The 14,072-nt window shown below is 60.3% G+C and carries 10 protein-coding genes; 2 read left to right on the forward strand and 8 right to left on the reverse strand.

Annotated features, from left to right (window positions below; translation table 11 throughout):
* Window positions 1–11 precede the first annotated feature (11 nt).
* The 6 genes from PGH32_RS09155 to PGH32_RS09180 all read right to left on the reverse strand — a co-directional run bounded on the left by PGH32_RS09155 (window position 12) and on the right by PGH32_RS09180 (window position 8,472).
* Window positions 12–1,616 carry an ABC transporter substrate-binding protein gene (locus PGH32_RS09155; protein WP_337893819.1) on the reverse strand — a complete coding sequence of 535 codons (1,605 nt, stop codon included), beginning with the start codon at window positions 1,614–1,616 and terminating at the stop codon, window positions 12–14.
* Window positions 1,617–1,698: 82 nt separating this feature from the next.
* Window positions 1,699–2,976 (reverse strand): NAD(P)/FAD-dependent oxidoreductase, encoded by a 1,278-nt coding sequence (locus PGH32_RS09160; RefSeq protein ID WP_337893820.1) that lies wholly within the window; start codon window positions 2,974–2,976, stop codon window positions 1,699–1,701.
* 19 nt (window positions 2,977–2,995) lie between these two features.
* On the reverse strand, window positions 2,996–3,664 hold the full coding sequence (locus tag PGH32_RS09165) for a haloacid dehalogenase type II (RefSeq protein ID WP_314423200.1): 669 nt from the start codon (window positions 3,662–3,664) through the stop codon (window positions 2,996–2,998).
* A 39-nt stretch (window positions 3,665–3,703) separates the two neighbouring features.
* Window positions 3,704–5,173: an aldehyde dehydrogenase family protein gene (locus PGH32_RS09170; protein ID WP_314423203.1), complete on the reverse strand. Its 1,470-nt coding sequence runs from the start codon at window positions 5,171–5,173 to the stop codon at window positions 3,704–3,706.
* Window positions 5,174–5,562: 389 nt separating this feature from the next.
* Complete coding sequence (locus PGH32_RS09175; RefSeq protein WP_337893821.1) at window positions 5,563–7,020, reverse strand: NAD-dependent succinate-semialdehyde dehydrogenase; 1,458 nt, start codon at window positions 7,018–7,020, stop codon at window positions 5,563–5,565.
* A gap of 141 nt (window positions 7,021–7,161) precedes the next feature.
* Window positions 7,162–8,472 (reverse strand): MFS transporter, encoded by a 1,311-nt coding sequence (locus PGH32_RS09180; protein WP_337893822.1) that lies wholly within the window; start codon window positions 8,470–8,472, stop codon window positions 7,162–7,164.
* 125 nt (window positions 8,473–8,597) lie between these two features.
* Here PGH32_RS09180 and PGH32_RS09185 point away from each other — a divergent pair, with 125 nt between their 5' ends.
* Both PGH32_RS09185 and PGH32_RS09190 read left to right on the forward strand, forming a co-directional pair.
* Window positions 8,598–9,518, forward strand: coding sequence for a LysR family transcriptional regulator (locus PGH32_RS09185; protein ID WP_337893823.1), 921 nt, complete (start codon window positions 8,598–8,600; stop codon window positions 9,516–9,518).
* Window positions 9,519–9,862: 344 nt separating this feature from the next.
* Complete coding sequence (locus PGH32_RS09190) at window positions 9,863–11,593, forward strand: ABC-F family ATP-binding cassette domain-containing protein (protein ID WP_337893824.1); 1,731 nt, start codon at window positions 9,863–9,865, stop codon at window positions 11,591–11,593.
* A gap of 112 nt (window positions 11,594–11,705) precedes the next feature.
* Here the strand turns inward: PGH32_RS09190 and cbl are convergent, their stop codons facing one another.
* Together cbl and nac are read right to left on the reverse strand one after the other, a co-directional pair.
* Window positions 11,706–12,665, reverse strand: coding sequence for an HTH-type transcriptional regulator Cbl (gene cbl, locus PGH32_RS09195; protein ID WP_200547918.1), 960 nt, complete (start codon window positions 12,663–12,665; stop codon window positions 11,706–11,708).
* 144 nt (window positions 12,666–12,809) lie between these two features.
* Entirely contained in the window at window positions 12,810–13,727 is a 918-nt protein-coding gene (gene nac, locus PGH32_RS09200) for a nitrogen assimilation transcriptional regulator NAC (protein WP_314423219.1), read from the reverse strand.
* Window positions 13,728–14,072 lie beyond the last annotated feature (345 nt).

Here is a 14,072-nt window from a genome sequence, read left to right on the forward strand (position 1 = left end):
CGTTCTCCTTATCAGGAAGCGAGCCAGGCAAACTCGTGGAAGCGATAGCCCATCATCATTCCTGACGGCCAGGCCTCAACCCCTTTCACTTTGTTGCTGCAGCCGTCCATCGAACTGATGAAGGCCGGGATCAGCGTGCCGCATCCGTCGTAGATCAGCTTCTGCATATCGCCATACATCTGTTTGCGCTTGCCGAGATCGCTCTCGCCACGGGCGGCGGTGACCAGCTGATCGAACTGCGGGTTCTTCCAGCCGGACTCGTTCCACGGTGCGCTGGAGAGGTAGAACTGGGAGAACAGCATATCCAGCGTCGGGCGCGGGTTAACCGAGCCGTAGCCAACCGGGTCTTTCATCCAGTGGGATGACCAGTAGCCGTCATACGGCACGCGGCGCACGGCGACGTTCAGACCGGCCGAGCGGGCAATTTGCTGGATCAGCTGGCCGCCTTCTACGGCACCTTCGATGTTCGGCGTGGTGATGATTTCCACTTTCGCACCGACCATATTGGCTTTTTTCAGGTGGAACTTCGCCTTGTCGATATCCAGCGGGCGCTGCGGCAGCTCCTTGTTGTACATCGGGTGCCACGGCGGAACCGGGGTATCGTTACCCACATCACCGAAGCCCTGCAGCACGGTTTTCACGATCATTTCGCGCGGCTGCAGATACTTCATTGCCAGCACGAAGTCCGGGTTGCTGCCGGGCGTGGCGTCGGTGCGGATAATCAGGTCGCTGTACATGCCGGATTTACTTTCCAGCACGTTGAACTTACCGTTCTGCTTCAGGCGCTTCACGTCGTTGGCCGACAGGGTAGACACCATCTGCAGGTCGCCGGACATCAGGGCATTAACGCGCGCGGCCGGATCGGTCACGCCCATCAGCTCAACTTCGTCCAGACGCGGCAGGCCCGGCTTGAAGTAGTTTTTATTTTTGCTGCCGACGGTGCGCACGCCCGGCTGGAACTCTTTCAGGGTGAACGGCCCGGTGCCGATCGCTTTGGTAAAGTCTTTGGTGCCGTCCGGCACAATCAGGAAGGAGCTGGTCGCCAGAATCGACGGCAGGTCGAAGTTGGCCTGCTCCAGTACGATCTGCAGTTCAGACGGGCTGACCGCTTTGAATTCTTTCATCTGTCCGGCCAGGGTGATGGCCGTTGAGGCCACCGCCGGATCTTTATGGCGGCTCAGGGAGTAAATCACGTCTTCTGCGGTCAGCGCCTTGCCGTTGTGGAAGGTCACGCCCTGGCGCAGCTTCACCTGCCAGGTCAGGCCATCGCTGCTTTCAATGCTTTCCGCCAGCGCAGGCTGCGCCTTCAGGTCTTTATCCAGTTCGGTCAGGCCGCTGTAGAACATAAACAGACGGCAGTAGTCGCCGCTGTTGCTGCCTTTTGCCGGGTCCAGCGTGTCGCTGGCCGAGGCGTTCGCCACCGCCGCGCGCAGCTTGCCGCCCATGACGGGGGTTTCGGCCGCATAGCTGAACTCCGGGAAGCCAATCAGGCCGGTGCTCATCACCGCGCCCGCCGACAGCAGCTTCATCATGCTGCGACGGGAGATAGACACATCCGTAATGGCCTGGGTTAAGGACGGGTTAACACGGCTAAATTCTTTACGAAATTTACTCATCAGTACACCCCTAAAGCGTTGTTAATCTGCGATAACCTTTCCGGTTCGGGCAGCGGCACTGCGCGGCCCGTACCGGCGATCATCAGGAGAGCCGATCCTTAGCCTTGTAATACAGGCCCGCTACCGGCAGGAACCACGGTTTCCCAAAGTAGCCGGGAACCGCGGGCCAGCTGCTGCGCTGCCACGGATTGTTGTTGGCCTTTTCTGCTACCAGGTCGGCCATCACCCGCCCCATCCATACCGACATTTGCGTACCGTGACCGCTGTAGCCCAGCGAGTAGAACACCCCTTCGTGTTCTCCCGCATGCGGCAGGCGGTCGGCGGTCATATCCACCAGCCCACCCCAGCAGTAGTCGATCGGCACATGACCGAGGGAAGGAAACATCTTCTGCATGCTGGCCTTCAGCACGTCACCGCTGCGGGCATCGGAGGTCGGGCTGCTGATGGCGAAGCGTGCGCGGCCACCAAATACCAGACGACGGTCGGCGGTGGTGCGCATGTAGTTACCGATATTGAGCGAGGTCACATAGGTGCGATCGCCCGGCAGCAGGCGGTTCAGTACGCGTTCTTCCAGTGGGGCCGTTACCACGACGAAACTGCCCACCGGAATAATGCGGCGCTGGAACCACTCAAACGGGCCGATATTGGAACACCCGGTCGCCATCAGCACTTTTTCCGCCACGATGTCGCCTTTCGCCGTGCTGACGCGGTGGCGATAGCCGTTCAGGCGGGTCAGTCCGGTGACTGCGGTGTGCGGATAGATTGCCGCGCCGGCACGCGCGGCCGCTTCCGCCAGCCCGACGCCGAATTTACCCATATGCATCTGGCCGCCGTGCTGCTGTAACAGGCCGCCGTGAAAGTTCGGCGAATCGATCTCGCGCAGCACATCATCGCGGCTGAGAATTTCCACATCCGGATCCACATGGCGCTTCATCATCTCGCAGGCGGCCACCAGCGACGGCATATGCGACGCTTTACTCGCCAGCTTCAGCTTGCCGCAGCGGCGGAAGTCGCAGTCGATCTGCTCATCGGCCACCACGCGCTGCACATAGTCCACCGCGTCGGCAAAGGCGCGATAGTAGCGAGTTGCCTGCTCCACGCCCTGGCTGGCGACCAGCGCAGAGAAGTTCTGCGCCACGCCGGTATTGCAGTGGCCACCGTTGCGGCCCGAGGCCTGGCTCATCACCTGCCCCGCTTCCAGCACCACGACGTTTACGCCGCTGCGCGCCAGATTCAGCGCGGCGGAGATGCCGGTAAAGCCGCCGCCAATCACCACCACATCGGCCGTGGCCGGTAAATCGCCGGTAGCAGCACCGGTAAACTCGGGTGCCGTTGCCTGCCAGAATGATTCCAGTTTCATCGCCTGTTCCTCTGTGCCCTTACAGCCCTACAACGCCCGGAAGACCGTCAACACCGCTAATTTCGGTGTATTCATAGGCCGGGTTGCCCGGGCCGTGCCCGCGGTTCACATACACTTTATGTTTGATGCCCAGGTCATACGCGGTCATCAGGTCATAGCGCAGGCTGCTGGAGACGTGCAGGATCTCTTCCGGTCCACAGTTCAGCTTGTTGAGCATGTACTCAAAGCCCTTCATCTGCGGCTTATAGGCACCCACTTCTTCGGCGGTGATGGTCATATGGATCGGCGCACCCAGCCGCGGAATGTGGTTTTTAATCAGTTCATTGGTGGAGTTGGTCAGCAGCACCAGCGGGAATTCCTCCGCCACTTTCGCCAGACCGGCCGGGACGTCCGGATGCGGACCCCACGTGGCACAGGCTTTCATCACCGCGTCGCAGTCCGCCTGTGTACACTCCACGCCCCATTTGTTCGCGGTGCGGTACAGCGCGTTCGCCACCACCAGCGGATAGAGTTTGAAGGCACCCAGCACTTCATCCTGACGGTAGGATGAGAAGTCGTCGGTAAACGCCCTCATCCGCTCAGGACTGATGCGATCCGCGAAGATGGCGGCAGCAGCACCGGCCATATCGAAGTTGATCAGCGTGCCGTAGCAGTCGAAGGTGATAAATTTCGGTTTGAACACAGCCATTACGCTACCTCTTCAGAGTTCGGTGTTTCGTTAAGGGTTTCAGAAATCGATCAGCACGCTTTTGTAGCGCTGGCAGGCTTCAAACGCCTGGCGACCTAAATCCTTGCCAATGCCGGAGCCGTGGAAGCCCCCGGTTGGGATAATAAAGTCGCCGGAGCGGCCGTAGCGGTTAATCCACACCGTACCGGCGGCGATACCGCGCATCGCGCGCAGGGCGCGGTCAATATTTTTGGTATGCACCCCGGCGCACAGTCCGTAGGTCGGGTGTGACGCCAGCGCCAGGCCTTCGGCTTCGTCGTCGAAGATCTGCACGGTCAGCACCGGCCCGAAGATCTCTTCCTGTACCGCCGGGTTGTCGTTGCTGATGACGCTGAGCAGCGTCGGCTGCCAGAAGTAACCTTCACCGGTGTCGGCAAAACGCTCGCCGCCCACCAGCACCTCCGCGCCCTGCTGCCGCGCGCTGCTGACCACCGAGGCCACTTTCGCCGCCTGGCGGGCATCAATCATCGGCGCGTAGCGGCTGTTCTCATCCCAGGTGACGCCGGGACGGAAGCACTGGCACAGTTCGATAAGCTTGCCGAGCAGCGCATCGGCGATGCCGCGCTGCACGATTAGTCGGGTGCCGGCAACGCAGGCCTGGCCGCCGTTGGCGGTGAAGCCGCGCAGGATGCGCCCGGCGACCTCATCAATATCCCCGGCGTCGTCAAACACCAGCTGCGGGCTTTTACCGCCCAGCTCCAGGGTCACCGGCTTCATGCCGTTAAACGCGGCGTCGCTCATAATGCGTGCGCCGGTGGCGGTGGAACCGGTAAAGGAAACTTTGCGCACCAGCGGGTGAGCCACCAGCGCGCTGCCGGTAACGGCACCGCCGCCCTGCACGATGTTCAGCACACCGGCGGGCAGGCCCGCCTGCACCGCCAGTTCGGCCATACGCACGGTGGAGAACGGCGTCAGCTCGGAAGGCTTCAGCACCACGGCATTTCCTGCTGCCAGCGCCGGACCGCATTTCCAGGAGGCCATAGACAGCGGGAAGTTCCACGGGGTGATCGCGCCGATGACGCCGTAAGGCTCCGGCACCAGCATGCCGAGGCTGGCATCGCGGGTCGGCAGCACGTCTCCGCTGTATTTATCTGCGCACTCGGCGTAAAAGCGGATCGCCTCGGCGGTAAAGGGGATTTCGTGATTAACGACGTCGCTAATCGGGCGGGTGGAGCCCAGCGATTCCAGCTGCGCCAGCTGGGTGTCGCTGGCAATCAGGTCGGCCCAGCGTCTGAGTACCGCACCGCGCTGGCGCGGCGGGCAGCTGGCCCAGCCGCTTTCGCGCACCGAGCGATCCGCGATGTTGACGGCTTCATCCACCTTCTGCGCGTCAGCCTCATACAGCTGACCGGCAGGCAGTCCGTCGGAAGGACGATTCACCTGCAGCGCATTGCCTTCTCCGGCCTGATGCTGGCCGTTGATGTAGTGCCCTGCGGGTAATGCTATTTTTTCCGGGTCAAAACTTAGCATGATGGATCCTTATTCAGACCGGGCCGGGAAATTATTTATCGGCGCCTTATCTGGCTGGCTGACTAACTATGTTTTCGGCTTTGGTTATTCGCCTTTGTATTAAGTAATGCAGAAAGTATGCCAGTCGGCTAAAAAATAAAAATGCGTAAAACAGACGTCAGAAAAATTTTGTGCCGTAATAACGGGGTATTTTTTACAGTTAAACCGACTATTTAAATAGATGATTTTCATCACAAAAAGAACGCACCACGATGGTGATTCTGGTACTAAACCTGCACCAGAGGAGAGCAGAGGCAATTACGCATTTGATTAAGTGATAGCCATCACAAATAAAAAAGCCCGCACCATTTTAGGGTGCGGGCCTTGTCTAAGAATTCAAAAAAAAGTATTTACAAACTGCCGAAATGGAATGCCTTGGACTCCAGATATTCTTCAATACCGTAACGGGAACCTTCGCGGCCTATTCCGGAGAGTTTAATGCCGCCAAACGGCGCGACCTCCAGCGAGACGGAACCTGTATTAAATCCGACCATACCGAATTCCAGCGCTTCACCGACTCGCCAGGCGCGGCGTATATTTTCGGTGAAGAAGTAAGCACCCAGACCAAATGGCGTATCGTTCGCCATATTAATCGCTTCCTCTTCCGTATCAAAAATAAACAGCGGCGCCACCGGCCCAAAGGTTTCCTCATGGGCAATGCGCATTTTGGTCGTCACATCGCCGAGCACCGTTGGCGCCACGAAGGTACCGTTCCCGCTGCTGACCCCGCCGGTCAGCACCGTCGCGCCGAGCTGTTCAGCATCGGAGATATGGCTGTTCACTTTTGCCACCGCCGCCGCGTTGATCAGCGGGCCGATGGTGCTGCCGTCGGCAAAACCGTCGCCGACCTTCAGCTTCGCCACCTCGGCCAGCAGGCGCTCCACCACTTTTGGATAGATGCCGCGCTGTACCAGAATACGGTTCGCACAAACGCAGGTCTGGCCCGCGTTGCGGAACTTGCTGATCATAATGCCGCTGATGGCGATATCGAGGTCGGCATCATCAAAGACAATCAGCGGCGCGTTGCCGCCCAGCTCCAGGCTCAGGCGCTTGATGCTGTCCGCGCTCTGCTGCATCAGCAGCTGGCCTACGCGGGTGGATCCGGTAAAGGAGATTTTCCGCACCGTGCGGCTGCCGGTCAGGGTTTCCCCGATCTCTTTCGGCAGGCCGGTCACCACCTGCAGCACGCCCGCCGGAATACCGGCGCGCTGGGCCAGTTCAATCAGCGCCAGCGCCGATAGCGGGGTCAGTTCGGAAGGCTTGACGATAATCGGGCAGCCCGCCGCCAGCGCCGGGGCCACTTTACGGGTGATCATCGCAATCGGGAAGTTCCACGGCGTGATGGCCGCGGCGACGCCCACCGGCTGCTTCAGTACCAGAATACGGCGATCTTCGCTCGGTGCCGGGATGGTATCGCCATAAATGCGGCGCGCCTCTTCGGCAAACCACTTAACGAAACCGGCACCGTAAAGCACTTCGCCTTTGGCCTCGGCCAGCGGCTTGCCCTGTTCGGCGGTCATGATTACCGCCAGGTCGTCGGCGTTATCCAGGATCAGCTGATGCCATTTCTCCAGCAGCAGCGCGCGGGAGGCGTTGGTGGTTTTGCCCCAGCTTTTACGCGCCGCTTCCGCATAATCAATCGCCCGCTGGGTCTCTTCCGCGCCCAGCGCGGGAATAGTGCAGAGCACTTCACCGCTGGACGGGTTGATCACCGGCAGCGTTTCACCATTGATGGCGTCCTGCCAGGCTCCGGCAAAAAAGGCCTGCTGGCGCAGCAGGGTGGCGTCCCGTAAACGTGATGCAAACATGGCAACTCCTGAATAGGTTATCGATCCTCTGCTATCCAATGTAGCGGAGAGCGGACGACGGATGCTGCGCTATGCGGCGGAGGGATACGCCGGGAAAAGGGTTTTCCGGGGCGAAACGAAATTTTATGCCGTGGGGGTATTTCACGCGGGGTTCCGCCACGGTCGCGCAGCCACCAGCGCCAGCAGTATCAGCCCGGCGGCCAGGCCGAAAGTCACGTTCAGCCCGCGTGAGGCCGCGTCCACGGCGGGAAGGCCCCGCCCCGCCGCCGCATATACTGCCGCCATCAGCCCGGCACCGCCGAGAAAGCCCAGATTACGGCTGAGGTTCATCATGCCGGAAATCAGCCCGCTCCGTGCCGGATCGGCCCCTTTCAGCAGCGCGGTATTGTTGGATGCCTGAAATAAAGCATAACCTGCGGTCAGCAATATCAGCCCGATGGCATAACCGCCGCGGCCCATCGTCTGCGGCAGCACGGCAAGCAGCCCGCATCCGGCCGCGGCCGCCAGCAGGCTGAATACGGTTGCGCGATCTGAGCCAATCCTGTCCACCAACTGCCCGGCGGGCAGCCCTGCGGCGACGGCAACCAGCGGCCCCAGCGCCATCAGCAGGCCGCTCTGGCGCGGATTAAGATGCAGTCCGGCGGCAAGATAAAAAGGCCCGACGACCAGCGTGGTCATCATCACCGCCGCCACCACCAGGCTGAGCAGCAGCCCACAGGCCAGCGTCCGCTGACGCAACAGCGGATCCAGCTTGCTCGCCGTCATTGACCGGGAGGCCGGCAACCGGTCAGCGTCAGTCATTGCGGCTGAACGGGCTGTGGCTGCCGTGTCTGCTGGCATGAGCGATGCCGGATTTCTGGCTTTCGCGGAATCACTCACCGGCGGCAGACTGTGCCGGATCAGCAGCCACAGCAGCAGGCCGGGAAGCAGATTAATCAAAAACAGCGCCCGCCAGCCAAAGGCCGCCACCAGCACGCCGCCGAACGCCGGCCCCATTGCCGTGCCGAGCGCGGACAGCGACCCCATCACCCCCATCGCCCGCCCGCTGCGTTCGGCCGGAACCACCTGCACCACCAGCGCCAGGCTGTTCACCAGCATCATTGCCCCACCCAGCCCCTGGACCAGGCGCGCGGCAATCAGCCAGCCGAGACGATCGGCCAGCCCGCAGCCCAGTGAGGAAAGCGTAAACAGCAGCACGCCAGCGGCCAGCAGTCGCCGGCGGCCATAGCGATCGCTCAGCCAGCCCATCGCCAGCACGGAGCCGGTCACCGCCAGCAGATAGGTCAGCACCACCCACTGGATCTGGGAAAATGTGGCGTGGAAGAACGCAGCAAGCGTCGGCAGCCCGATACTGGCGATGCTGCTGCTCATTGAGGAAACCAGGGTAGTCAGCCCCAGCGCACAAAGCGCGGCGGAGGATGAAAGTGCTGATTGATAAGAGGTCTGGCTCATGGTTGAAACTCCGGATGATTTTCCCCCAGCCTAAGCCCGCCGCTGATAAGGCGGAAGACGCACCGGTTGCAGGTTATTCGTGCACCTGACGCCATCTCACTCATTCACTGTGCTAACATCAGCGGATGAGCAAACCCGATCTGAACCTGCTGTTTACCCTTAATGCGCTGCTGAGCGAAGGCAGCGTGGCGGCCGCCGCACGTCGCCTGCAGCTCAGCCCCTCGGCCATGAGCCGCTCGCTGGCGCGTCTGAGGCAGGTGACCGGCGATCCGCTGCTGGTGCGCGCCGGGCGCAGGCTGGTGCCAACGCCGCACGCCCTGGAGCTGAATCAGTCCATCGCCCGGCTGGTCGATGAGGCGGAGGCGGCGCTGCGTCCGGCGGCGGCGCTGGATCTGACGCGGCTGGAGAGGATTTTTACCCTGCAGACCCGCGATGGCTTCGTGGAGAATTTCGGCCCGGCGCTGGTGGCACGCGTGCGCCGCGAAGCGCCGGGGGTCTGCCTGCGCTTCGTGCCCAAGCTGACCCGCAGCAGCCAGACGCTGCGCGACGGCAGTGTCGATCTGATTACCGGGGTGGTGGATGCGGAAGCCGGGCCGGAACTGCGCACCCGCCTGCTGTTCGAGGATCGGCTGGTGGCGGTGGTGCGCGAGGGCCATCCGCTGGCGGATGCGCCCCTGACGCTCATGCGCTATGCCGCAGGCGAACACATCCTGACCGGGCGCAGCGGCGAGCTGAAGGGCAGAGCGGATGATGCGCTGGTGGCTCAGGGGCTGGAGCGGCGTATTATCGCCATCGTTGACGGCTTTGCCGCAGCGATTGCGCTGGCGCGGGGATCGGACCTGATTGCCACCGTGCCGTCGCGCTACACGCAGAATCTCCGTCATGGCACCGTCACCCTGCCCCTTCCGTTAGCCCCGCTGACCATGCGCATCTCCATGCTGTGGCATCCGCGGATGGACGGCGATCGCGCACACCAGTGGCTGCGCGACTGCCTGCGGGAAGTGTGCTGCGCCGAAGACGGTACGATCGGATCCGGGCGTCGATAGCCGGTTCTTCTTTCGCGCTCAGCACAAGATCCGGCATCAGGCTGGCGGCATGAATGCGCCACCGGAATGGTCGACAGTGGAACAATTCAAAAATCCCCAATATAATCAGCTCACTCATTCACCAACAGAATACATAAGGAGGATTGCCATGCTGACCCGTGAAGTTTTTTTAATTTCACTCGTCCTTAGCGATCGTCACCGCTCAAGCGTTACCGGTATCGTGCTGCGATAACCTGCTTGAGCGAAGCTGACTGACAATCTGAGAACTTCCCTCCGGCTTACCGGTTATCGTCGGCTTTATTGACGAGAGGCATCTCTTTGCCTGTAAAACTTGAGTAAGCACCATGACATTATTATCTGCACAATCCTTATCCTTCGATAACGCCTTCGGTCCTTTGCTGACGGAGATTTCTTTCGGCCTGAAGAAAGGCGACCGCATCGGGCTGATCGGCCATAATGGCTGCGGTAAAAGTACCCTGCTGAAAATCCTTAACGGAGAACTGGCGGCCCTGTCCGGGACGATCACAGTGGCTAACCACTGCATCATGGCCACGGTAGAACAGCATCTTCCTGCGACATTACAGGATGCGACACTGATTGATGCGGTGCAGAACGCTTTGCCCGGCAGCCTGCATCAGCCGGAGCGCTGGCAGGCCGAGGTGCTGCTGGCAACGCTGGGCTTTGAGGAAAAAACCTGGGGACTGGCCGCCGGAACGCTCAGCGGCGGGCAACATACGCGGTTGATGCTGGCGCGCGCGCTAATCCGTCAGCCGGATTTACTGCTGCTGGATGAGCCGAGCAACCATCTGGACCTGCCCACCCTGCTGTGGCTCGAACAGTTTCTGCGAAACTGGAGCGGCAGTTTTGTGCTGGTTTCCCACGATCGCAGCCTGCTGGACAGCGTCACCAACTGTACCTGGGTCCTGCGCGACAACCGGCTGCAATTTATCCGACTTCCCTGCTCTCAGGCGCGTCGGGCACTGGCGGAAAAAGATGCGGCGGACGCACTGCGCCGTCAATCCGAACAGAAGGAGATCGACCGCGTTACCCAAAGCGCTAAACGGCTGGCCATCTGGGGCAGCGTTTACGACAACGAAGGCCTGGCGCGTAAAGCCAAACAAATGGAAAAACAGATCGACCGGATGAAGGAAGATCAAACCGACGTCAGCGCAGGCAGTCAGTGGCAGCTGCGGCTTTGCGGTGAAGCCTTACCGGCGGATCGCGTGCTGGCATTTTCTGGCTTCCAGGTGCGGCCTGCCCCGGACGCGGCGGTGCTGTTTGAAGTCGGTGAACTTCGGGTGAAAAGCGGTGACCGTATCGCGCTGGTGGGCCGCAACGGCTGCGGGAAATCCTCGCTGCTGCAGCTTCTGTGGCAGGCATATTGCCAAATGGAAAACGCGACGGATGGGGTGATTTTCCATCCCAGAGTGCGCACGGGGTATTACGATCAGAGCCTGCGGCAGCTTCACGACGAGGACACGCTGTCGGATGCGTTGGCGAACTTTGCGCCGCTGACAGAAGAACAGCGAAAAATGGCCCTGATCGGTGTCGGTTTTCCGTATCTTCGCCATCAGCAAAAAGTCAGCTCGCTGAGCGGCGGCGAGCGTTCGAGGCTGCTTTTTATCGGGCTGACGCTGGCCAATTACTCGCTGTTGCTGCTCGACGAACCGACCAACCACCTGGATATGGAAGGAAAAGAAGAGCTGGCAGAAACGCTTAAAACCTTCAGCGGCGCGGTACTGCTGGTTTCTCACGATCGGGTGCTGATTGAGCAAAGCTGTAACCGATTCTGGCTTATTCATCAGCAGCGGCTGGCGGAGTGGCACAGTCTCGCGCCGGTTTACGCCCTGCTGGCCGATACGCCGGTGCCGGATTCCCCTGCGGCGGGAAAAACACCGGTGGCCACGTCTGTCGTTGCAACTAACGAAGAAGAACGCTGGCTGACGACACTTCTCGAGCTGGAAAGTAAACTGGCAGAAGATCGGGCGCGCAGGCCCAGACATCAGAAACCGCAATTACAGCAGCAGTGGCAACGGCAAATCGCCGAACTGAACGCCCTGCTGGGACTGAATTAGCGATTGAACCGGCGGTCGCCCTGCTCTGGCCTTCGCGGAATGGAGGGCGATCGCGCACACCCGTGGCTGCGCGATGCTCTTTGGGCGGTCCGTGCCGCTGAAACGGCGGCGATCAGATCTGGAAGTCGATTGCCGGTTCTTCTTCGTTGCTCAGTGCCAGCGCCTGGCGCTTGATCTCTTCCAGGGAGAGATTCGCGTTGCACAGCTCCAGGAACTGCCAGACGTAGTTACGCTGCAGCTGGCCGCGCTTCAGGCCCAGCCAGACGGTGTTGGACTCGAACAGATGGCGCGCCTCAAGGCGAACCAGATCCGAGTTTTCATCCAGCTGGCAGGCCTGGTCGGCCAGGATACCCACCCCCAGCCCCAGCTCAACGTAGGTTTTCACCACGTCGGAATCCTGGGCGCTGAGGACGATGTCCGGCTTCAGGCTGGCGGCATGAAACGCGCGGTCAACGCGGGAGCGCCCGGTGATCCCCTGACGATAGGTGATCAGCGGATAGCGGCTGAGGGTGGCCAGCGTCAGCGGCTGCTGCTGGATCAGCTCGTGGCCTTTTGGCACCAGCAGGGCATGATGCCAGCTGAACCAGGGGAACGCCGCCAGCGCCGGGTTGTTCACCACCTGCTCGCTGGCAATGCCGATGTCGGCCTCACCGGCAACCAGCATCGAGGCGATCTCCTGCGGCGATCCCTGATTGAGTTCCAGCCGCACGTGGGGATAGAGTGCGCGAAACGCTTTAATCACTTTAGGCAGGCTGTAGCGCGCCTGGGTATGGGTGGTGGCGATGGTCAGTACGCCGCTGGATTCGTTGGTAAACACGTCGGCCAGACGGCGAACTTTACCGGCCTCATCAAGGATGCGTTCGGCGATGGTCAACAGCGCTTTGCCGGGTTCAGTCATCCCCAGCAGGCGTTTTCCCCGGCGGATGAAAATCTCAACCCCCAGTTCATCTTCCAAATCGCGAATATGGCGGCTGACGCCTGACTGTGAGGTGAACAGCGCGTTAGCCACTTCGGTGAGATTAAACTCGCAGCGAGCCGCTTCCTTGATGATTTTAAGTTGCTGAAAATTCACGCGCTTTGCTCCCTCTGTTATTTGCTGGTTTCCTTCATGTTAAGGACGCAAATTGATAGCAACAAATAATAAAAAGAGGTTTTATATGCTTTTTAGCGATAAGGCGGAAGTGAGGCGCGCGGCTGCGCGCCCGGCACAGAGGGATTAACCAACCAGCATCAGTTCACGATCTTCAACGACCGGTCTGTTGAGCAGCGATAATAAAATATTCTTTACGGCCTGCGCTGATGGGGAGAGCGGCTGACGCGTTGAAACATTAAGCGACAGCGGCAGGTTCAGCGTCGGGCTGCCGATCCGCGCCATCCAGGCGTTCGTGGAGCTGACCAGCGCACGCGCGGCGGACTCCGGCAGAACGGTAACGCCCATCCCGCTGGAAACCGCAGCGGTCAGCGTGGCGATGGATTCAATTTCCCCGATAATTCTGGCGCTGAGGCGGCGCAGGGAGAAGGCTTCATCCACGCGTTTACGCACGGCGCTGTAATCACGCGGCAGGAACAGATTCATTTCCGCCACGGCGGCGAGGTCAACGTGCTGTCCCGGACAGGCGGTAGCGCCAACCAGATATAATTCTTCTTTCAGCAGCGGGATGCTGGTAATGCCGGCGGTTGGGGAACGATCGTAAAGCACCGCCATGTCAAGCTGTCCATTCATCACTTTTTCGTTTAATGAAGAACCGCTGTTCTCGTGCAGATAGACCAGCACTTCCGGGAACTGTTCACGCACCGTTTGCAGCAGCGGCATGGTCAGTGAAGAGGCGGCGGTGCCCGGTGCCAGCCCGATGGAGACCTGCCCCGACAGAATCTGTCCGGCGTTAACCACCGCCAGCTGCGCCTGTTCGCACTGGCGTAAAATGGTGCGGGCGTGGGAATAGAGGATCTTACCCGCTTCGGTCGGCGTTACGCCGCGCTTGGTGCGGATCAGCAGCTGCTGGTCGAGTTCATTTTCCAGCGTGGCAACCTGCTGGCTGAGTGCTGGCTGTGCAATATGCAGGACTTCAGCGGCCTGGGTCAGGCTGCCGATATCGACGATTTTCACGAAATATTTCAGTCGTCTTAAGTTCATTTTGCCTCCGTCACGTATCCCCGGGTGCCCGTTTTGGCGGGCGTTTGTAATAAGTATTCACTCTGACACGGTTATCTTTGCAATTGACGTGCCAGAAATTGACGATTGAACGGGAGGCCGTGAATGGGCCGTCTAACAGGCGGTAAAATAAGAGAATCTGATTACCCACTAAGGAGTATGCCTCAGGATTGACGTCTGGACGGGGTTATCGGGCGGCGGCGGGTGCACGGTGATGGTGCAGGAGATGCGTTGGTGAGGTGCGGGTCAGGGAGATAAAAAAACCGCCACCCGGAGAGGTAGCGGTCTGTTTTGTTTAACGCGATCCGGGCTTACGCCCTGCCCGAA

The organism is Erwinia sp. SLM-02 (assembly GCF_037450285.1).
GTDB lineage: Bacteria > Pseudomonadota > Gammaproteobacteria > Enterobacterales > Enterobacteriaceae > Erwinia.